Origin of the sequence: Exiguobacterium sp. s192, assembly GCF_018618795.1 — a bacterium.
GTDB classification, from domain to species: Bacteria; Bacillota; Bacilli; order Exiguobacteriales; family Exiguobacteriaceae; genus Exiguobacterium_A; species Exiguobacterium_A undae.
This window is the reverse complement of record NZ_JACSMS010000001.1, coordinates 227,371-247,560: the sequence shown is the minus strand read 5'-3', so window position 1 is coordinate 247,560 and position 20,190 is coordinate 227,371. Positions and strand designations below refer to the sequence as shown.

General features: G+C 45.6%; 20 protein-coding genes. 4 read left to right on the top strand and 16 right to left on the bottom strand.

Features of this window, described 5'->3' with window-relative positions:
• Position 1: 1 nt before the first annotated feature.
• Entirely contained in the window at positions 2-1,849 is a 1,848-nt protein-coding gene (gene typA / locus KNP87_RS01180) for a translational GTPase TypA (protein WP_214720597.1), read from the bottom strand.
• A 187-nt stretch (positions 1,850-2,036) separates the two neighbouring features.
• On the opposite strand from typA, the gene KNP87_RS01175 reads away from it, so the two are divergent.
• Positions 2,037-2,207, top strand: coding sequence for a DUF5325 family protein (locus KNP87_RS01175; protein WP_158583691.1), 171 nt, complete (start codon positions 2,037-2,039; stop codon positions 2,205-2,207).
• A gap of 18 nt (positions 2,208-2,225) precedes the next feature.
• On the opposite strand, the gene KNP87_RS01170 is transcribed toward KNP87_RS01175, so the two are convergent.
• The 3 genes from KNP87_RS01170 to KNP87_RS01160 all read right to left on the bottom strand — a co-directional run bounded on the left by KNP87_RS01170 (position 2,226) and on the right by KNP87_RS01160 (position 3,885).
• Complete coding sequence (locus KNP87_RS01170) at positions 2,226-3,005, bottom strand: inositol monophosphatase family protein (protein WP_214720596.1); 780 nt, start codon at positions 3,003-3,005, stop codon at positions 2,226-2,228.
• Positions 3,006-3,145: 140 nt separating this feature from the next.
• On the bottom strand, positions 3,146-3,334 hold the full coding sequence (locus tag KNP87_RS01165) for a hypothetical protein (protein ID WP_026832517.1): 189 nt from the start codon (positions 3,332-3,334) through the stop codon (positions 3,146-3,148).
• 278 nt (positions 3,335-3,612) lie between these two features.
• Positions 3,613-3,885 carry a UPF0223 family protein gene (locus tag KNP87_RS01160; protein ID WP_214720595.1) on the bottom strand — a complete coding sequence of 91 codons (273 nt, stop codon included), beginning with the start codon at positions 3,883-3,885 and terminating at the stop codon, positions 3,613-3,615.
• Between the two features lie 132 nt (positions 3,886-4,017).
• Here KNP87_RS01160 and KNP87_RS01155 point away from each other — a divergent pair, with 132 nt between their 5' ends.
• Positions 4,018-5,505 carry an aminotransferase class I/II-fold pyridoxal phosphate-dependent enzyme gene (locus tag KNP87_RS01155; RefSeq protein WP_026832515.1) on the top strand — a complete coding sequence of 496 codons (1,488 nt, stop codon included), beginning with the start codon at positions 4,018-4,020 and terminating at the stop codon, positions 5,503-5,505.
• 51 nt (positions 5,506-5,556) lie between these two features.
• On the opposite strand, the gene KNP87_RS01150 is transcribed toward KNP87_RS01155, so the two are convergent.
• The 5 genes from KNP87_RS01150 to pdhA all read right to left on the bottom strand — a co-directional run bounded on the left by KNP87_RS01150 (position 5,557) and on the right by pdhA (position 10,856).
• Positions 5,557-5,865, bottom strand: a complete 309-nt coding sequence (locus KNP87_RS01150; RefSeq protein WP_026832514.1) for an SAV0927 family protein — start codon at positions 5,863-5,865, stop codon at positions 5,557-5,559.
• 107 nt (positions 5,866-5,972) lie between these two features.
• Positions 5,973-7,385: a dihydrolipoyl dehydrogenase gene (gene lpdA, locus KNP87_RS01145; RefSeq protein WP_026832513.1), complete on the bottom strand. Its 1,413-nt coding sequence runs from the start codon at positions 7,383-7,385 to the stop codon at positions 5,973-5,975.
• Between the two features lie 3 nt (positions 7,386-7,388).
• On the bottom strand, positions 7,389-8,693 hold the full coding sequence (locus KNP87_RS01140) for a dihydrolipoamide acetyltransferase family protein (protein ID WP_026832512.1): 1,305 nt from the start codon (positions 8,691-8,693) through the stop codon (positions 7,389-7,391).
• A gap of 99 nt (positions 8,694-8,792) precedes the next feature.
• A complete protein-coding gene (locus KNP87_RS01135; protein WP_026832511.1) occupies positions 8,793-9,770 on the bottom strand; it encodes an alpha-ketoacid dehydrogenase subunit beta in 978 nt (325 codons plus the stop codon).
• Positions 9,771-9,773: 3 nt separating this feature from the next.
• Positions 9,774-10,856 carry a pyruvate dehydrogenase (acetyl-transferring) E1 component subunit alpha gene (gene pdhA, locus KNP87_RS01130; protein WP_012370881.1) on the bottom strand — a complete coding sequence of 361 codons (1,083 nt, stop codon included), beginning with the start codon at positions 10,854-10,856 and terminating at the stop codon, positions 9,774-9,776.
• 378 nt (positions 10,857-11,234) lie between these two features.
• Between pdhA and def the strand changes: the two genes are divergently transcribed.
• Positions 11,235-11,774, top strand: coding sequence for a peptide deformylase (gene def / locus KNP87_RS01125; RefSeq protein WP_214720594.1), 540 nt, complete (start codon positions 11,235-11,237; stop codon positions 11,772-11,774).
• 52 nt (positions 11,775-11,826) lie between these two features.
• Here the strand turns inward: def and rnjA are convergent, their stop codons facing one another.
• Together rnjA and KNP87_RS01115 are read right to left on the bottom strand one after the other, a co-directional pair.
• The gene (gene rnjA / locus KNP87_RS01120) at positions 11,827-13,494 is read right to left on the bottom strand and encodes a ribonuclease J1 (RefSeq protein WP_026832509.1); all 1,668 of its coding nucleotides are present in this window, start codon (positions 13,492-13,494) and stop codon (positions 11,827-11,829) included.
• The gene (locus KNP87_RS01115) at positions 13,491-13,709 is read right to left on the bottom strand and encodes a DNA-dependent RNA polymerase subunit epsilon (protein ID WP_026832508.1); all 219 of its coding nucleotides are present in this window, start codon (positions 13,707-13,709) and stop codon (positions 13,491-13,493) included. The genes rnjA and KNP87_RS01115 overlap by 4 nt, the downstream gene beginning before the upstream one ends.
• 170 nt (positions 13,710-13,879) lie before the next feature.
• Between KNP87_RS01115 and KNP87_RS01110 the strand changes: the two genes are divergently transcribed.
• The gene (locus KNP87_RS01110) at positions 13,880-14,656 is read left to right on the top strand and encodes a Cof-type HAD-IIB family hydrolase (RefSeq protein WP_026832507.1); all 777 of its coding nucleotides are present in this window, start codon (positions 13,880-13,882) and stop codon (positions 14,654-14,656) included.
• Positions 14,657-14,711: 55 nt separating this feature from the next.
• On the opposite strand, the gene KNP87_RS01105 is transcribed toward KNP87_RS01110, so the two are convergent.
• From KNP87_RS01105 to KNP87_RS01085, 5 genes are all read right to left on the bottom strand, one after another.
• A complete protein-coding gene (locus tag KNP87_RS01105) occupies positions 14,712-15,380 on the bottom strand; it encodes a potassium channel family protein (RefSeq protein WP_012370886.1) in 669 nt (222 codons plus the stop codon).
• A gap of 174 nt (positions 15,381-15,554) precedes the next feature.
• Positions 15,555-16,577, bottom strand: a complete 1,023-nt coding sequence (locus tag KNP87_RS01100; protein ID WP_026832505.1) for a cytochrome d ubiquinol oxidase subunit II — start codon at positions 16,575-16,577, stop codon at positions 15,555-15,557.
• Positions 16,578-16,589: 12 nt separating this feature from the next.
• Positions 16,590-17,978 (bottom strand): cytochrome ubiquinol oxidase subunit I, encoded by a 1,389-nt coding sequence (locus KNP87_RS01095; protein WP_026832504.1) that lies wholly within the window; start codon positions 17,976-17,978, stop codon positions 16,590-16,592.
• A 222-nt stretch (positions 17,979-18,200) separates the two neighbouring features.
• The gene (locus KNP87_RS01090) at positions 18,201-19,313 is read right to left on the bottom strand and encodes an N-acetyldiaminopimelate deacetylase (RefSeq protein WP_119923228.1); all 1,113 of its coding nucleotides are present in this window, start codon (positions 19,311-19,313) and stop codon (positions 18,201-18,203) included.
• Positions 19,297-20,187 (bottom strand): transcriptional regulator CcpC, encoded by an 891-nt coding sequence (locus tag KNP87_RS01085; protein WP_214720593.1) that lies wholly within the window; start codon positions 20,185-20,187, stop codon positions 19,297-19,299. The genes KNP87_RS01090 and KNP87_RS01085 overlap by 17 nt, the downstream gene beginning before the upstream one ends.
• Positions 20,188-20,190 lie beyond the last annotated feature (3 nt).

Genomic DNA, 20,190 nt, shown 5'->3' with positions numbered 1-20,190 from the left:
CTCAGTCTTTACCAAGACGACGACGTTTGTCTTGTTTTTCACGCTCGTTTTTGTTCAATACTTGTTTACGAAGACGAACTGATTCTGGTGTGATCTCACAGTACTCATCTTCATTCAAGAATGTCAACGATTCTTCGAGTGAGAAGACACGTGGACGTTTAAGAACGTTTGTCGTATCTTTCGCAGATGCACGCATGTTCGTCAATTGTTTCGCTTTAACGACGTTAACAGCGAGATCGACGTCACGGTTACATTCCCCAATGATCATTCCTTCGTAGACTTCAAGACCTGGCTCGATGAAGATCGTTCCGCGGTCTTCGAGTGCTGAGATAGCGTAAGCAGTTGCTTTACCAGCTTCGATTGAAACCATAACACCACTGCGACGTCCACCGATGTCTGCATTGATGAACGGACGGTATTCTTCGAATGTGTGGTTCATGATCCCGTATCCGCGTGTTGCAGATAAGAATTCATTCCGGTATCCGATCAATCCACGTGAAGGAACGATGAATTCCATTTTTGTTTGTCCGTTATCCATTGTTTGCATGTTCGTCAGTTCACCTTTACGGAGACCGATCGATTCCATGACGCCACCAGTGTATTCTTCCGGTGTATCAATGACAACGCGCTCAAACGGCTCAACTTTTACGCCGTCTTCAACCTTGATGATTACCTGCGGTTTAGATACTTGAATTTCGTATCCTTCACGACGCATGTTTTCGATCAAGATACCGAGGTGAAGCTCACCACGGCCAGACACGATCCAGCGGTCCGGCGAATCTGTGTTTTCGATGCGGAGTGAAACGTCTGTTTCAAGCTCTTTTTCAAGACGCTCTTCGATTTTACGCGAAGTGACGAGGTCACCTTCACGACCAGCGAATGGCGAGTTGTTGACGATGAACGTCATTTGAAGAGTCGGCTCATCGATACGAAGTAATGGGAGTGGATCGACGTGTGAAGTCGGGCAAACCGTTTCACCAACGTTGATGTCTTCCATTCCTGCGATTGCAATCAAATCTCCAGCTTTCGCTGCTTCGATTTCGACGCGTTTCAGACCGAAGTAACCGAACAATTTCGTTACACGGAAGTTTTTGATTGATCCATCAAGTTTAGAAAGCGACACGCTGTCTCCAACTTTGATTTCTCCACGGAAGACGCGTCCGACTCCGATACGACCAAGGTAGTTATCGTAGTCAAGCATCGTAACTTGGAATTGTAATGGATCCATGCTGTTATCAACAGGAGCCGGTGTGTGTTCAAGAATCAAGTCAAGAACGTTTGTAATTGTATCTTCTTGATTTTCAAGTTCAGGGTCAAATGAACTTGAGCCGTTGACTGCCGATGCATAAACGACTGGGAATTCGAGCTGATCTTCATCTGCTCCAAGGTCAATCAAGAGGTCGACGACTTCGTCAACAACTTCAAGCGGACGAACCATCGGCTTGTCAATTTTATTGACGACGACGATTGGCTGGAGACCTTGCTCAAGTGCTTTTTTCAATACGAAACGTGTTTGTGGCATACAGCCTTCACGTGCGTCAACAACGAGGATAACGCCGTCAACCATACGCATGATACGTTCAACCTCACCACCGAAATCGGCGTGACCTGGTGTATCAACGATGTTGATGCGTGTATTTTTGTAATCGATTGCTGTGTTTTTCGCAAGGATCGTGATTCCGCGCTCACGCTCGATATCATTTGAGTCCATTGCACGTTCTTCAACTAGTTCATTCGCACGGAATGTTCCAGATTGTTTTAAAAGCTCATCGACGAGTGTCGTTTTACCATGGTCAACGTGGGCGATGATCGCGACGTTGCGTAAATCATTTCTTACTACTGTTGTCATAGGTGTGTACCTCTTTCTGTTCATTTAAATAATCCATAAATACTTTCGGTCAACTTTAAGAGTATAGCACAGGTTGACTGGTAGTTGGCAATCACTTCGATTGAAGATGATGGCGAAAGCCTTTTCATTGTCCCCGATTCACGCTAAACTAGAGACGAGTTCATGTCTCGTGAGGGGGAAACTATAGATGCGAATTATTTTTCTATTATTAGCCATCTTAGCAGTTGGGTCGATGGCTTCGATCGGTATTTTTATCGCAGAGCAAAACGTCGTGATGATGTTTGTCTCCATCTTACTGATGATTGTCTCGATGGCTGTCGGCTTTGTGCTTAAAGCCCGGCTGCGCAAGCAAGCCTAAACGCCCATACAGGGCGTTTTATTTTTGCACATACGTCAGTACGTCTGAAACAAACCTTTGACTCCCGGCAAGAACACTCGTCTGTTCCAAAAAGCTCATGTCCGCTCCTTCAATCGTGCCGACACGCCCGCCCAACTCTTCAATCAACAGCTGCCCCGCCGCATAATCCCAAGGCATGTTGCGCATCGTGATGTAACCGTCTACGCGACCAGCGGCGACCCAAGCAAGTTCAAGGGATGCGGCTCCGACCGCACGTGTTCCGACCGCATCACGGACGAGTGGAGCGAGTAGGTTCGGATCAATCCGGCGATTCGCCGTCACCCACGTCGCATTCATGCAAATGATGGCTTCTTTGACCGGACGATCTTCGATTGGATCCAGACGAATCCCATTCTCATAAACCCCTTGTCCTTTGATGGCATGGAACATCTCATCTGCCATCACGTCATATACAAAACCATAACGTAATTCGCCATCAATCATGATAGCAATAGACACCGCGAACAATCGTTTCTGACGAATGAAATTCATCGTCCCATCAATCGGGTCGACAAACCAGATGGTGCCGTCCAATGTATCCGGTCGCTCAATTCGTCCCTCTTCTCCGTAAATCAGATGATCCGGATATTTCTCCAAGATGCCTTTGATCAACAAGTCTTCTACATGTTGATCAATTTCGGTGACGAGATCACTTTTGTTCGTTTTTTCTTCTATATGATACGCCTGATCCATTTTTTGACGGATATACTTTCCTGCCCGTTTCATCAGATCAATCGCATGCAACTCCAGCCCCTGCATCTGTCTCACCCCTTCAGTCTGTCGAACATCATACTACTCTATAATAGTAACAAAAAAAATCAACCAACGAAAAGATTCGCTGGTTGATTCTGGCATTATTTTATTTTGAGTTATTTTATTGTTAAGTGGGAACGCGTGCCTTACGCTTCGAGGCGCACCATCTCTTGACGGTATTTTTCAAGGCGTTCCTTACTCGCACCTACCGCTTCCGTATCACTTGCTACGATTGCATCATGCAATGTCGCAAGCTCATAATCGATTTCGAGGCGCAATACAGGAATGCGTTTTTCTGCATCTTTTCTTTTGTATGCTTCTATCACTTGTTTCACAGTAACCACACTCCTTCGCGGGATAAACAAATTTACTTAGTTATCAGACAATTGCGACTAATTAGTGGATTGAATCCATAATAGTACGAATCAACTTAGATGTAAAGTATCTATTTTTAAAAATTACAGTTACACGATATCGTCTTGTATGTAGTATATAACCAGTTTTTGTTTTTTCTAAACAAACAAGCGGCTTTCCCCCTTCTATATGAAAGAGTGAAAGCCGCTTACGCTAGGACATGCTCAGCATGTTAGACGATTTTGTGGATAGACCTGTGTTATTTCTTCAGTCGTAAAAGTGATTGTTCTTGTTTTCTTGCTTGTTGGACGGCGTGGTAACTAGAGCATCCGGTCTCTTCGAAATAAAATTGATCCAATTGTTTTTCTTCTGATTTTGAGTTGACGATTGCCTTAAACGCTTGGTAAGCACTTAAGAAGGCACTACGATCGACTCCTTTTTCATAGGCTTCTTCAACGACGTTAAAAAAATGGATGACGGTAACGATTTCGTCCGTAGACCAGTCCGGATTAATCGGATAATTGACTGCCATTGTGACACTTCCTTTCTTGACGCTTTCTATTTTACAACGAAATCGCGTATAAAACAGTTGCAACCTCATGAAAACTTGTTATAGTTAGCTTGTTTGATTGTTTTTTTATTCGGTTTTAAGGGGGGAAATCTGGTGCAAACAAAAAGCTTAACACAGCTCGATACACCTTTATTCGATGCGCTGCTGGCGCATGCGAAACGTCAACCAATTCAATTTCATATTCCCGGTCATAAAAATGGCCAAGGGATGGATCCTGCTTTTCGATCATTTATCGGTCAAAATGCGCTCGATATTGATTTAATCAATATCGCTCCGCTTGATGACCTTCATCATCCAAAAGGCATTATCAAAGATGCCCACCGACTTGCAGCGCAAGCCTTCCATGCTGACGAAACATTTTTCTCGGTTCAGGGAACTTCAACCGCCATCATGGCAATGATCATGAGTGTCGTCGGTCCGGACGATAAAATTCTTGTTCCGCGAAATGTCCATAAATCGGTGATGTCGGCTATCGTTCTTTCTGGAGCGCATCCGATTTTCATTCATCCGGAATTTGATGAAATGTTCGGGATCGCACACGGGATTACGCCAAGTGCCGTCGAACGTGCACTCAGCCTGCACCCGGATACAAAAGCCGTCCTCGTGATCAATCCGACGTATTTCGGCGTTGCTGGCGACCTGGAGAGCATCGTTACGCTGGCACATAGTAAAGGGATTCCTGTCCTTGTCGATGAAGCACACGGCGTCCATATCGCGTTTCACGATGATATGCCATTATCCGCAATGCAGGCAGGCGCTGACCTTGCTGCGACGAGCGTGCATAAACTTGGTGGATCTTTGACAGGGAGTTCTGTCTTAAACGTCCGTCGTGGTCTTGTGTCACCCGATAAGGTACAAGCCGTCCTCTCAATGCTGACGACGACTTCAACCTCTTATTTATTGCTTGCATCACTCGACTGTGCCCGTCGTCACCTTGCGATCAATGGTGAGGCGATGAACCGTCGCGCACTCGAACTTGCGACGCGGATGCGGATGGGGCTCGCTAAGCTTCCTTATCTCGCCGTCTTCGGAGAAGCCGATCTGCACTCGAGTGCAACCTTTGCCTTCGATCCGACAAAAGTCTTGATTTCTGTCAAAGGACTCGGAATTTCCGGTCATCTCGTCGAGGAATTTTTACGGGAGGAACACCGGATTGAAGTCGAGCTTTCTGACTTAAATAACATTTTGTTGATCATCACGTCCGGTGATTCAGAAGAGACGATTGACGCCTTGCTCACAGGAATGGCTGAACTGGTCGAACGACACCGGGATACGGGTTCAAAAACCGCTTCCCACTCGATCGTCTTACCCGATATCCCTGCGCTTGCGCTCAGCCCGCGGGACGCCTTCTATGAAGAGACGGAGACTATCCCGCTCGCAGATGCCGTCGGCCGTATTTCGGCAGAATTTATGATGGTCTATCCGCCTGGTATCCCGATTTTCATTCCAGGGGAAATGATTACGACCGACAACTTGGCGTACATTAAAGAAAACATCGAAGCTGGTCTTCCGGTTCAAGGTCTCGAAGATCATACACTCGAAACCATCAAAGTCATTCAACAATCCAATGCCATCCGGTAACTGGCTTTATTCCAAAAATCCTGCAGGTGCGTAAAGCACCTGCAGGATTTTTTAGTCCGCCTGTTCATAACGGGGGACATCAGGTAACAGGGTTCCCAAAAAGTCTCCGACCGCCCCTGTATCAATCGGATCCACGTCAAGTATCCGGTGCAAGACATCTGCATCGAGGACATCTTCATGATCCAACAAAGCCGCACGTCCGCTGCTGAGGCTGACGACCAACATCTTCCCGAAAAACTGACCTGTAAAGATCACGCCAAAATCATATCGGGCATAATCAGTTGTGACACCAATGAATCGGACCTTATCCATTTCTGAGACATGATACAATTCTTCGACCGGAGACAATTGAGGTTCCACTGCAGCTCACCCTCTCTTTTTTTATTCTTTTCCTATTTTTAAGCAGAGTTAAACGAACAAAAAAAGACCTTGAAACGGTCGGCTCCCCGTTTCAAGGTCTTAGTGACTTATTTAATGATGTGGATTGGGCTTCCGATTGCTACTTCAGCTGTTTCCATTGCGATTTCACCAAGTGAAGGGTGTGCATGGATTGTGAGTGCGATATCTTCAGCAGTCATTCCAGACTCGATTGCGAGTCCCATCTCTGCGATCATGTCAGATGCGCCTGTACCAGCGATTTGAGCACCGATCAAGAGACCGTCTGATTTACGTGTGATCATTTTCAAGAAGCCGTCTGGCTCGTTGAGTGCAAGAGCACGTCCGTTTGCAGCGTAAGGGAATTTAGAAGCGAGGTAATCAAGACCTTCTTCTTTTGCTTGCGCTTCTGTATAACCGACTGTTGCGAGTTCTGGGTCTGTGAAGACAACCGCAGGAATCGCACTGTAGTCGAGGTATGCCGGGTGTCCAGCAGCCGCTTCAGCAGCGATTTTCGCTTCGAATGAAGCTTTGTGTGCAAGTGGTGGTCCAGGAACGATGTCACCGATTGCGTAGATGTTTTCGTTCGACGTACGGCACTGATCGTCGATTTCAACAAGTCCGCGTTCGCTGACTTTGACTTCTGCCATTTCAAGACCGAGATCAGATGTGTTCGGGCGGCGACCAACTGTGACGAGGACATAGTCCGCTTCAACAGTTTGTGTTTCACCTTTGACTTCAAACGTGACTTTCACGCCTTCTTCTGTCTCTTCAACACTTTGTGCAAGTGCTTCGTTGTGAATCGTGATGTTTCCTTTTTGTTTGAGCTTTTTCTTGACGACTTGCGTCATTGCCGGCTCGAACCCAGAAAGGATATCTTTTGTTCCTTCTAAGATGACAACTTCAGTATCAAAGTTTGCATACGCTGTTCCAAGCTCCATTCCGATGTATCCTCCACCGATGACGATGAGTTTTTTCGGAAGTTCAGGAAGGTTCAAAGCGCCTGTTGAAGAAAGGACACGTTTTGACCATTTGAATGCTGGAAGTTCAATTGGAGTCGAACCTGTTGCGATGATACATTTTTTGAATTTGTAAGGTGTAGAAGAATCTTCGTTGATGATACGAACTGTATCTTCAGATTGGAAGTACGCTTCCCCAACAACTGTCTCGACGTTGTTACCTTTAAGAAGGCCACCAACACCGCCAGTCAATTTGTTGACGACAGACTGTTTCCAAGACTGAACTTTTGAGAAATCGACTGCAACGTTTTCAGACGTGATTCCCATTGAGTCAGAACCTTTTGCATGTTGGAAGTTATGTCCAGCTGTGATCAAGGCTTTTGACGGGATACATCCGACGTTCAAACAAACACCACCGACGTTTTCACGTTCGACGATTGTTACTTTAAGTCCGAGTTGCGCACCGCGGATTGCAGCGACGTAACCACCAGGGCCAGCCCCGATTACGAGTAAATCTGTTTCTTGTGCGAATTCACCTACTACCATTGTTTATCCCTCCATAATGAGAAGTTGTGGGTCGTTCAACAAGCGTTTAACCAAGTTAAGCGCGTTTTGTGCAGTTGCACCATCGATGAGACGGTGGTCAAAGCTGAATGAAAGAGCGAGTACTGGTGCTGCTACGATTTCACCGTTTTTAACGACTGCTTTTTCAGCAATGCGACCGATTCCGAGGATCGCAACTTCTGGGTGGTTGATGACCGGTGTGAACCATTGTCCGCCAGCAGAACCGATGTTTGTAATCGTGATCGATCCGCCTTTCATTTCCTCACCAGAAAGTTTACCTTCGCGTGCTTTACCAGCAAGATCGTTGATGTTGTCTGCTAATGCGAAGATTGATTTACGGTCTGCATCTTTGACGACAGGAACAACAAGACCGTTGTCTGTGTCTGCTGCGATACCGATGTTGAAGTAGTTTTTGTAAACGACTTCTTCGTTGACATCGTCGATTGATGCGTTGATGGCAGGGTATTTCTTAGCCGCTGCTGTCAATGCTTTCACAACGAATGGAAGGTATGTCAATTTCGTACCTTGTGCCGCTGCAACTTCTTTGAAGTTTTTGCGAAGAGCAACAAGATTCGTTACATCGACTTCGTCCATCAACGTTACGTGTGGAGCCGTGTGTTTCGAGTTGACCATTGCTTTCGAAATCGCTTTACGGATTCCTTTGATCTTCTCGCGTGTTTCAAGCTCAGGCTGAGCCGCAACGTAAGGTTTCACTTCAGATTTAGGTGCTGAAGCTTGTGCAGCTGGTGCTTTTTCTTCTGTTGCTGGTGTAGCTGAAGCAGAAGATTGTCCACCGTTTGCGAATGCATCGATGTCTTCTTTGACAACACGACCGTTGTCACCAGAACCTTGAACTTCGCGGATGTCTACGCCTTTTTCACGCGCATACTTACGTACTGAAGGCATCGCGATGACGCGTTCTGATTTATGGATTTGAACTTCTGTTGGCTTGTCTTCGACTTTGCTGTCTGTGTCTTGGACATCTTTTGCGTTATCTGCTGCTTTAGGTTGTTCTGGCGCTTCTTCTTCAGAAGGAGCTGAACCTTCACCTTCAACATCGAATGTGATCAATACGTCGCCAACGACGGCTACGACACCTTCGTCAACTGTTACTTCTTTAACTGTGCCATCAACTGGTGACGGGATTTCAACGACTGCTTTATCGTTTTGGACTTCAAGAAGAATGTCATCTTCTTTGACCGTGTCGCCTGCTTTAACGAACCACTTTACGATTTCACCTTCGTGAATACCCTCACCGATATCCGGTAATTTGAATTCAAATAAACCCATTTGAATTAGCCTCCTTTTATTTCACTCTTCAAAGTCGATTGTTATCTTTAAAACGGAAGCAAGGAGAGAATTGCCTCTCTCCTTTTTTCCGGTTCACGCTTAGAAATTGTAAACTGTTTTCACTTTTTCAACGATATCTTTGTGGTCAGGGAGCCAAGCATCTTCACCTTGTGCGAATGGGAAGATTGTATCAGGAGCCGCTACACGAAGAATCGGTGCTTCAAGATCGAGAATCGCGCGCTCTTGAATTTCAGTTGCGACCATTGCAGCCACACCTGCTTGTTTCTGAGCTTCTTGAACGACGACGACACGGTTCGTTTTCTTAACTGATGCAACGATTGTGTCGATGTCAATCGGGCTGATTGTCATCAAGTCGATGATTTCAACGCTGATGTTTTCTTTTTCGAGCTCTTCAGCTGCTTTTAATGATGCGTGAACCATTGCACCGTACGTTACGATCGTCACGTCAGTACCTTCACGTTTGATGTCTGCTTTTCCGAGTTCGATCGTGTAATCGCCCTCTGGCACTTCACCGCGGAATGAACGGTACAGTTTCATGTGCTCAAGGAACACAACTGGATCGTTATCGCGGATTGATGCAATCAAAAGACCTTTTGCATCATACGGAGTTGAAGGGATGACGACTTTAAGTCCTGGTGACTGAGCCATTAATCCTTCCAAGTTATCTGCATGAAGCTCAGGTGTTTTAACACCGCCACCGAATGGTGAACGGATTGTGACAGGTGCACTGTACGTGCCGCCTGAACGGTAACGTAAACGTGCGAGTTGTGCCGCTACAGAATCAAATACTTCGAATACGAATCCGAAGAATTGGATTTCCATGATTGGACGGAAACCAGTCAAGCTGAATCCGACTGCAAGGCCACCAATACCAGATTCGGCAAGTGGTGTATCGAAGACACGGTCTTCGCCTAATTCGTCTTGAAGACCTTCTGTCGCACGGAATACCCCACCGTTTTTACCGACGTCTTCACCGAACAAGAGAACTTGCTCGTCGCGTTTCATCTCGACGCGCATTGCGTCAGTGATCGCTTGGATCATCGTCATTTGTGCCATGGGTTATTTCGACTCCTTTGCTGTATACTCATCAAGCTGCTCTTGCAGGTTTTGTGGTAACTTTTCAGCCATCACGTTGATGAAGTCTGTTACTTTTTGTTTTGGTTCTTTATCTGCTTGAGCGAGTGCTTCTTTAACATCCGCTTTTGCTTGTTCAATCACTTCGTTTTCTTTGTCTTCGTTCCAAAGACCTTTTGTTTCCATGAATGCACGGAAACGAACGAGTGGATCTTGTGCTTGGTACTCATCGTCCATATCTTTTGTACGGTAACGTGTTGGGTCATCTCCAGCAAGTGTATGTGGTCCGTAACGATATGTGAGTGTTTCGATCAATGTCGGTACACCGTTCAGTGCTTCAACACGAGCTTGTTTTGTTGCTGCGTAGACGGCAAGAACATCCATTCCGTCAACTTGAATTCCGTTGATACCCGCTGCAACAGCTTTTTGCGCGATTGTTTTCGCCATCGATTGTTTTTCAACCGGTGTTGAAATCGCAAAACGGTTGTTTTGGACAACGAAGATCGCAGGTGCTTTGAATGCTCCGGCAAAGTTCATACCTTCGTAGAAGTCACCTTGTGATGATCCGCCATCACCTGTGTAAGTGATTGCGACTTGTTCTTTTCCACTTTTCTTAAGACCGAGTGCGACACCAGCAGCTTGCACGATTTGTGCACCGATGATGATCTGTGGCATTAAGACGTTTACACCTTCAGGAATCTTACCGCCTGTGATGTGTCCACGTGAGAACAAGAATGCTTTATAAAGCGGGAAACCGTGGAAGACCATTTGCGGGATATCACGGTAACCTGGAAGAATCCAGTCATCTTTATCTAAAGCGAATTGTGAACCGATCATTGACGCTTCTTGTCCTGCGACTGGCGCATAGAAACCAAGACGTCCTTGACGGTTGAGTGAGATTGCGCGTTGGTCCCAAATACGTGTGTAGACGAGACGACGCATTAATTCCGTAAGCTCTTCATCTGAGAGATCCGGCATAGCGTCTTTGTTGACGACTTCACCTTTCTCATCCAGAATGCGGAATGTTTCAAAGTTTTCTTCCACGTTTTTAAACATGTTTAAGTTCATCTTTTCACCTCATCCTTTCACTGTGCTCAGCGAAATATTCCTCTGACTGATTTGCTCACATACGAATAGTGTTCAAAAAATGAAGTCCCGTATGACCTTTTCTTGAACATATATCTGTGTACCTATCCAGTTGAGTAAACTGTATTAACATGACGAGACACGAATGCATGTCTTGTTCATTACGTTACAAGTATAAAACTGTAACACCTATAAAATCAAAGGAAATGTTTTATTTTTTTTAGCGAACTCTCTTGTGAAATGCATCACATTTTAAGAACGTTGCTACTTCTGTACTATTCAACTATCGGCACCTGTGTTAGTTATTAATATTCCTCCCTTGTTATGCTATAATTTTTTTAGATGAAAGGGGTGCTGTTCATGATTACCATGAATGAGATTGTCCGGGAAGACGTACCTTCGCTTCACGAACGATCTGTCGACGTTACCTTCCCACTGAGTGAGGAAGATAAAGAAACGATGCGTCTTATGATGGAATATTTGTCCAACAGTCAAGACGATGAACTAGCTGAAAAATATGATTTGCGCAGCGGGATTGGATTAGCCGCTCCTCAGATTGGCGTCAATAAACGGATGTTCGCCGTTCGTTTACAGGACGGGGATGATTTACTTGAGTTTGGAATCTACAATCCTAAAATCATCAGTCACTCCGTAGAACAAACGTATCTGGCCGGAGGCGAAGGCTGTTTATCCGTTGATCGTGAAGTCGAAGGGCACGTACCGCGCTATATGCGTATTACCCTGTCTGGGATCGATCATAACGGAAATCCTATAAAATTAAGATTAAAAGGATTAAAAGCCGTCGTCTGTCAGCATGAATACGATCACTTGGACGGTATCATGTTTTATGACCGAATCGATGGCAAGGAGCCGTTCAAGGATTACGGTTCACCGCTCTGAGAAACGCATAAAAAAAGACATTCCCACATTGTGGGAATGTCTTTTTTTGGCGTCACACTTCCATGATGATCGGCATGACCATTGGATGACGTTGTGTTTTTTCCGTCAAATAAGGTGTCAGCGTATCGTTGATCACTTGTTTGATGTCCGTCCATTTCGTATTGCGGTTCGCAAGAGATTGCTCAAGCGACCGTTTCAAGAGACGTTCGGCATCTTTGATCAAGTTGCCGGACTCACGCATATAGACGAATCCGCGTGAAATGATGTCCGGTCCGGAGACGAGACGATTCGTTTTGGAATCGAGTGTCACGACGACGACGACGAGCCCTTCTTCCGAAAGAATACGACGATCACGCAGGACGATGTTTCCAATATCTCCAATTCCTTTTCCATCTACATAAACAGCATTTGCTTGGATTTTCCCGGTAATCGCTGCTGCATTGGCATCAAGCGCCAACACTTCGCCATTATCCATGACAAAACAGTTTTCTTCCGGAACACCTGCATCCATCGCAAGCGACATATGTTTTTTGAGCATCCGGTATTCCCCGTGGATCGGCATAAAATACTTCGGTTTTAACAGGCGGAGCATCAACAACTGTTCCTGCTGGCTTCCGTGTCCTGACGTATGGATATCGTTTAACTTGCCGTACATGACATCAGCACCCGCTTTATACAGCTGGTTGATGGTTTTCCCGACCGAAACGACGTTTCCTGGGATTGGTGATGAAGAGAAGATGACCAAATCGTCCGGAATGATTGAGATTTGACGGTGCGTTCCGTTGGCGATTCGACTGAGCGCCGCCATCGGCTCACCTTGCGATCCTGTACACAGAATCGTCAATTCATTCGCTTTGTATCGTTTCATTTCATTTGGTTCGATGATTGTCCCTTTTGGCGCTTTGATAAAATCAAGCTCTTGACCAATCATCATGACTTTATCCATGCTGCGTCCGAAGACGACGATTTTCCGACCGGCTTCGACCGACGCATTGACGACTTGTTGCAGACGGTAGATATTCGAGGCAAAGGTCGCAAAGATGATCCGTCCCTCTGCTTTACGGAAGATGTTTGAAATCGTATCCCCGACGACTCGTTCACTCATCGTAAAGCCTTCGATCTCCGCATTCGTTGAATCGGACAAGAGGCAAAGTACACCCTCTTTTCCAAGTTCAGCCATCTTCGTCAGATCAGCTGGTTCTCCAACCGGCGTAAAGTCGAATTTAAAGTCACCGGTATGAACGATGTTGCCTTGTGGCGTTTTGACGACGACTCCAAATGAATTTGGAATCGAGTGGGTTGTACGGAAAAACGAGATGCTGGTCTTCCGGAATTTGATGATTGAATCTTCATCAATTTCGTGAAGTTCTGCATTCCGCAACAAACCGTGCTCTTCCAGCTTCACTTTAATGAGACCAAGCGCAATTTTCCCCGCGTAGATCGGTAAGTTCACCTGCTTCAACAAGAACGGCAGACCACCGATATGGTCTTCGTGACCGTGGGTGATGAAGACACCTTTTACTTTTTCTTTGTTTTTGATCAAGTACGTATAATCTGGAATGACATAATCAATCCCAAGTAATTCATCTTCCGGGAACATGACACCAGCATCGATGACGATGATCTCATCCTGAAATTGGACGACATACGTGTTTTTCCCGATTTCTCCTAAACCGCCGAGTGCGAATACGGCTGCTTGATGGTTTTTAACGAACTTCATGCGAACGTTTCAACCTTATAGTCTGGGCTTAATTTTTCATATTCCAAAAACTCTCCGCTGACTTCGCGGATGAATTCGACGTTAATGTCTTTGATGAGATGATCAATCGCTGTTCGCACTTCACGAATGTTCTCTCCTTCGACGTACATCACTTCTGTTCGTTCCCGTACCGGGGCTTCTGAACGAAGCGGTTGATAAAATACTTTAAAAATCATGTTTAGCAACTCCTTATCAGTCCATTGTTTTTTGTCCTTAGATTAGTATACACGATATCCTACTATTTTTTCATCCTATTCCTCATCCAAGCTCTGCGTAAATGGGAACGCTGTGCTATAATTCCACATGTATCCGGCTGAAAAGCCAATTAAAAAGAGAAGGTGAAACCATGGCAAATCAGAAAGTCGTCTTTTTCGATATCGATGGAACCTTACTTCACGATGGACATTTCGTTCCAGAGTCAACGAAACAAGCGATCAAACAACTACAAGCGAATGGTGTTTATGTCGCCATCGCAACAGGACGTGGACCGGCTATGTTGTCCGGTGTACGTGAACTGCTGAATATCGACACCATCATTGGTTACAACGGACAAATCGTCGTCCATCAAAATGAAATCATCTACAAACGCCCTCAGCCGATTGCTGACCTTGAACACTTAACGGCTCGAGCGCAGAAGAATGGACATACACTCGTCTACTTAGGCGAAAAGCAAGGCTTCTCGACGCAACCTGCCGATGAGTTAGTGAAAGCATCTCTTGGAGGGCTTGATATCCCACTCCCTTCATTTAAAGAACAGCCTTTTTTGACACACGACGTCTTCCAGACCCTTGTCTATTGTACAGCGGAAGAAGAAGCGGAATATGTCAAAAATTATCAAGCGTTTGATTTCATCCGCTGGCATCCAAATGCGATGGATGTCATCAACGTCGGTTCCTCTAAAGCAGACGGCATCAAACAATTCTTAAAACTAACGAACATACGACGTGAAGATACGTTTGCGTTTGGTGATGCCTTAAATGACTTGGAGATGTTACGTTATGTCGGAACGGGCATCGCGATGGGGAACGGTCTTGATGAAACGAAAGCAGCTGCCGACTTCGTCACTAAACATATTTTAGAAGATGGTATTGCTCACGGATTAAAAGAATTCCAACTGATTTAATCAATGTATGACAAACAGAGGGAAAATCACGTAAACCGTGATCTTCCCTCTGTTTTTAGTTCTTCACTTTATGAATGGCACGTTCGAGACGATCCAAGTCATCGTTTTCACCGATCACGACAAGGTAATCTCCTTTTTCAATCAGCTCATCGGCTTGCAGGGAAATCATGACGTTTTCTCCCCGCTTGATGGCTACGACATTCGCTCCGTACTTGCTGCGTAAATCAAGATCAATCAACGTTTGATTTGCCATCCGATCGCTGACCTTGATCTCGACGATGGAGAATTCCTGCGACAAGTCGAGATAGTCGAGAATATTTGAACTCATTAACCCGTTGGCAATCCGCACACCCATATCCCGCTCTGGATGGACGATGAAGTCTGCCCCGATTTTTCGTAACACCTTTTCATGGTAGTCATTCGTTGCTTTGACGGTGATGGACTGCACACCAAGTTCTTTTAAAATCAAGGTCGTTAAAATCGAAGCCTGGATGTTCTCTCCGATTGCTACGATGACATGATCAAAGTTTCGGATACCGAGGCTTTTTAGGACGTTTTCATCTGTCGTATCTGCGATAACGGAATGTGTCGCAATCCCCATATATTCGTTGACGCGTTCTTCATCTGAATCGATCGCCAAAACATCGTATCCATTTTTCGATAGCTCCCGGACAATCGAACCCCCGAACCGCCCTAATCCGATTACTGCAAATTCTCCATTCATTTTTTCAACTCTCCTTCACGTTTCTGCTTCAGTAGTAGTTTACCCGATTCATTTATAAAATACTATGAACGCTTTCACAACGTCGTTCCGACTTTTTTATAGCCGATCCAGACGGCAAAAAAAGATATACAATCCAGAAACGGATTGTATATCTCTTGTTCATTCATTTCCTGCTTATTTTGATTTTTTCCCACTGACATAATCATTGTCGAATAAGAATAAACGTAAGATCAAATAGAGGGCCGGAATCAATAACATCAGTCCGAAGATAAAGACGACGACAAGTGCGGTCGCCATTGTCTCATTTACGACGGCTTTATTGATATCGATATACGGATACAAGATATACGGCAGATGCGTATAGCCATAGCCGAACCAAGCGACGCCATATTGTGCCATGACGGCAATGAAGGCAATGCCGTAGTTCTTTTTCAAATAGACAAGTGTGACTGCAACACAGAAGAAGATGAAACTTGCTGCGAACCACCACCAGTTTCCGTTCAAAATGTTCTCATAATGCCAAGCTGCCTGATTTTTTAAACCAAAGAAGACTAACGCACAGACAACGATTGTCGGAATGCTCCAAAACAATGCCCATTTACGAATGAGCGGAGTCGCGTTCTCATCTTTCGCTTTATCCGCGTAGAATAATAAGAACATCGCACTGATGTACAAGACAGAAACGATGGCGAGCGCAACGACTGTCCAAGAATAAAAGTTCGTGAACAACTTTGTCCCAAGGAACTCCACCGTCTCATTTGTCTTGCGAATGAAACCACCTTGGCTGATCGTCAAGGTCGTTGACATTGCTGCCGGAATCAATAATCCTGTCGCACCGTATAAAAACGTATAGAACATGCTGTCGTTTGATCCATAGTTGGCAAACGCATAAAAGCTACCACGAATCGCAATCAGTACTAAGACGATTGAAGCCGGAACGAGCAACGCTGTTCCGTAATAATAGGCCGTATCCGGAAAGAATCCGACGAGTCCGACAAAGAAGAAGACGAAAAAGACATTCGTCACTTCCCAGACCGGAGAGAGATAACGTAAAATCAGACGGTTCGTCAGATGATCACGTTTTGTATATTTTGAATAGAACGCATAAAAACCGGCACCGAAGTCAATTGAGGCAACGATGAGATATCCATAAAGGAACGTCCAAAGTACGGTTATTCCAAGTGTTTGAATGTCCAACTCGTTCCCTCCTTATTTATTGTCGTCAGCAAACATCGCTTCACCACGTGAATGATGATCATCCGCAAGTTCTTTGCCAACAGGGTTATTTTTAAACATCCGTAACAAGACGACCGTACAGATCGTTCCAAGTAACAGATACAGTAAGCTGAATAAAATCAACATCGGTCCAACAGCCGTCGACGTCGTCGCCGCATCAGCCGTTCTCATAATACCATAAAGTGTCCATGGTTGGCGTCCGATTTCCGCATACATCCAACCGGCTTCAATCGAGACGATGGCAAGTGGTCCACCGATGAAAATACCGCGCAGTAACCACTTATTGTACGGATTTAATTTCTTGAGACGGAACGCAAGGACGAACAGCGCCGAGATAGCCGCCAGATACATTCCGATCGATACCATGATGTCGAAGAAGTAGTGGACAAACAGCGGTGCCTGATCCTCTTTGGCGAACTCGTTTAATCCGATGACTTCCGTATCAGGTGCTCCACCTGCAAGAATCGACAGTGCATACGGAATCTTGATGGCGCCTTTGATTTCGTAGCTGCCGTCTTCTTGTTCATCTAAAATACCACCAAAGATTAATTCTGCTTCACTTGTCGTTTCAAAATGCCACTCTGCAGCCGCTAATTTTTCCGGCTGGTACTTGGCTAAATATTTACCTGAGAAGTCTCCGACAAGTGCTGTCGAGAAGGCAAAAATCAAACCGGCCATGACTGTTAAGCGAAGGGCTTTTTTATGGTAAGCCGTTTCCGCTGCCGACAATGTTTTTTTCCGTAATAGGTGGAAGGCAGCAATTGCAGCCAAGATAAAGGCAACTGTCAAATATGCCGACACGATGACGTGTGTTGCTTTTGTCGGCGTCGCTGTATTGAACATCGCTTTTAACGGTTCGATTTGTGTTAACGTTCCGTTGACGATTTTAAAGCCTTCCGGTGAGTTCATGAACGAGTTGACTGTCGTAATGAAGAAGGCAGACAACGTCGCACCGATGACGACAGGAATCCCGATCAACCAGTGTAACCACGGGTTTTTAAATCGATCCCATGTGTACAGGTAAATTCCGAGGAAAATCGCCTCAAAGAAAAATGCGAATGTTTCCATGAACAACGGCAACGCAATCGTTTGACCGGCTACCTGCATTAAGGACGGCCATAAGAGTGATAATTGCAACCCGATTGCTGTACCGGTCACGACACCGACTGCTACTGTTACGATATAACCGCGCGTCCAGCGCCGAGCCAGAAGAATATAGTCTGAATCTTTTCGTTTAATTCCGATGTACTCTGCTGCGAGTACCATCAATGGAACCCCTACCCCAATCGTCGCAAAGATGATGTGGAATGCTAATGTGAGCCCTGTCAACAATCGACTGAGCATTACTGGATCATTGAACATGTGTATAGCCCCCTCTTTCTAAACGTACTTCTATATATTGTTTATATCCGTATCATAGAGAACATAATCATTTGTGTCTGTTCTTAATGTTTGATGTAACAAATTGTTCACATATACTCGTGATTTATTTCACAAAATGTTCGAAAACTGTTCCGTTCTATGAAATGAAAGCCCTTTATTCATTTTCATCAGGAATAAAGGGCTTCTTGTCACGTATTTTGTTTAGACATATTCTCTAAAATAATGATCGAGTAAGTTGATGATGAACGGAATCGCCTCTTCGTCTGGATTCAATGTCGGCTGATGTAGACCAGAGGTAGCATTGTTGACGCCTAACCAGAACATCATGCCCGGTATCTCTTTCAACATGAAGCCAAAATCTTCTCCCGTCATCGCTGCATCGCACTCAACATAATTGGCATTCATTTTGACGAATGATGAAAATTTGTTGACGACATTCGGGTCATTGACGACTTCATAATACCGGTTTCCAAACTGGAGATCGATTTTTACTCCGAACGAAGCTTCGATTCCGCGAACGATTTCCCGAACCCGCTGTTCCAATTTTTCCATATCGTTTCCGTTAAGTGCCCGCATCGTTCCGTCAAGTAACGCCCGACCCGCGATGACATTTTCCCGAATTCCCGCCTCGACCTTCCCGATCGTGATGACACTACAGTTCATCGGATTGATTGATCGGCTGACGATCGTTTGCAATTGCATGATCAAAGCCGCTTGTGCGACGACAGTATCAATCGTGAGGTGAGGAAATGCCGCATGACCGCTCTGACCATAAATCGTAATATGGACTTCTCGTGCACTCGCGAACAATACACCGGGACGACTCGCAATGGTCCCGACCGGATATTCAGGTGCGACATGTAGACCGTACATCTCACTCGGACGGTATTTCTCAAACAACGGGCTTTTAATCATCGGTTCCGCTCCACCCGGTCCTTCTTCTGCAGGTTGGAAGAGGAAGACGACGTCATCCATGACCGGAAGTTCGACAATCCGGCGTAACAACCCTAGCGCAATCGAAGTGTGGACATCGTGTCCACAGGCATGCATGAATCCAGGGTGTTCCGAGCAAAATGGTAATCCTGTCGCTTCTTCGATCGGTAATCCGTCGATATCCGCCCGATACCCGATCGTCCGATTTCCGGTCAACCCCTTGACCCGGACGAACACTCCGGTTTCGAACGTATCATAACTGACTCGATTTTCCGGATAAGACCGGATTTGATCCAAAATAAAGGCCTGCGTCTTGAACTCCTTGAAACCAGGTTCCGGTATTTTGTGAAGTTCCCGGCGCATCTCAATCGCGTATTCCATCTGACTGACTTCCTCCTTCTTCTTTGACGATGTCCCAAAATGCTTGGACTTGTTTCAACTCAAGCATGGATTCCGTTGATAAGATCCATGTATCCCGCTTTAAAATTTTCCCGGATGAGGTCTTGAGAGGAATTTGCATGACTTGACTGGCTTCATGAATCGTTGATTCCGGTAAAATCGCAAAACCGATGCCGTGCAGCGCCATTTGTTTGCACGTCTCGATTTGGTCAACGACCAATGTTCGCGCCGGCGGACTTGAAAAACGATCCTGCCACCATTCCAAAATTTCTTGGTAGTATGTCGAATCGCTTTTGAATTGGATGAAGGGACGTTCGGTTTTCCGAAGTTGTTCCAGCGACGTCAATTCACTGTCGACGAGATAGAGCGGATCAGAAAACAGCCGTTCCTTGACCCCTTTCCAGTCCGGATTTCCCCGAATGATTCCGATGTGAAAATGTTCCTCGAGCATATGCCGCATCATCTCACTCGACCAGCCTGTCACAAGTTGAACCCGGACGTGGGGATAACGTTCGACGAATCGTTTTAAAACACGAGGGAGCCAGTACTGACCCATGATGGACGCTACGGCAATCCGAAGTGTCCCGTAAACCGCCCCCTCTTCCGCTGTCAGCTCACTTTTCAGCTCCAATTCCTTCCGGTTCATCTCTTTGGCCAGACCGATGACTTTTTCGCCTTGAGGGGTAATGCTCAAACCACGCGAGGAACGAATGAACAATTTAGTCGCCCAGCGTCGCTCAATGGCCACAAGACGTTGACTGAGAGCCGGTTGGGATACGAAAAGTCGTTCGGCTGCTCTTCGCATATTTAATTCTTCCGATAACGTAATCAACATTTCCATTTCCGACACTTGCAATGT

What these genes read in the sequence shown, in the direction of transcription:
- KNP87_RS01140 (WP_026832512.1), bottom strand. Translation starts at nt 8,693, where the DNA reads ATGGGTTTATTTGAATTCAAATTACCGGATATCGGTGAGGGTATTCAC.
- rnjA (WP_026832509.1), bottom strand. Translation starts at nt 13,494, where the DNA reads ATGAAGTTCGTTAAAAACCATCAAGCAGCCGTATTCGCACTCGGCGGT.
- typA (WP_214720597.1), bottom strand. Translation starts at nt 1,849, where the DNA reads ATGACAACAGTAGTAAGAAATGATTTACGCAACGTCGCGATCATCGCC.
- KNP87_RS01110 (WP_026832507.1), top strand. Translation starts at nt 13,880, where the DNA reads ATGGCAAATCAGAAAGTCGTCTTTTTCGATATCGATGGAACCTTACTT.
- pdhA (WP_012370881.1), bottom strand. Translation starts at nt 10,856, where the DNA reads ATGAACTTAAACATGTTTAAAAACGTGGAAGAAAACTTTGAAACATTC.
- KNP87_RS01135 (WP_026832511.1), bottom strand. Translation starts at nt 9,770, where the DNA reads ATGGCACAAATGACGATGATCCAAGCGATCACTGACGCAATGCGCGTC.
- KNP87_RS01115 (WP_026832508.1), bottom strand. Translation starts at nt 13,709, where the DNA reads ATGATTTTTAAAGTATTTTATCAACCGCTTCGTTCAGAAGCCCCGGTA.
- KNP87_RS01175 (WP_158583691.1), top strand. Translation starts at nt 2,037, where the DNA reads ATGCGAATTATTTTTCTATTATTAGCCATCTTAGCAGTTGGGTCGATG.
- def (WP_214720594.1), top strand. Translation starts at nt 11,235, where the DNA reads ATGATTACCATGAATGAGATTGTCCGGGAAGACGTACCTTCGCTTCAC.
- KNP87_RS01160 (WP_214720595.1), bottom strand. Translation starts at nt 3,885, where the DNA reads ATGGCAGTCAATTATCCGATTAATCCGGACTGGTCTACGGACGAAATC.
- lpdA (WP_026832513.1), bottom strand. Translation starts at nt 7,385, where the DNA reads ATGGTAGTAGGTGAATTCGCACAAGAAACAGATTTACTCGTAATCGGG.
- KNP87_RS01095 (WP_026832504.1), bottom strand. Translation starts at nt 17,978, where the DNA reads ATGTTCAATGATCCAGTAATGCTCAGTCGATTGTTGACAGGGCTCACA.
- KNP87_RS01105 (WP_012370886.1), bottom strand. Translation starts at nt 15,380, where the DNA reads ATGAATGGAGAATTTGCAGTAATCGGATTAGGGCGGTTCGGGGGTTCG.
- KNP87_RS01170 (WP_214720596.1), bottom strand. Translation starts at nt 3,005, where the DNA reads ATGCAGGGGCTGGAGTTGCATGCGATTGATCTGATGAAACGGGCAGGA.
- KNP87_RS01090 (WP_119923228.1), bottom strand. Translation starts at nt 19,313, where the DNA reads ATGGAATACGCGATTGAGATGCGCCGGGAACTTCACAAAATACCGGAA.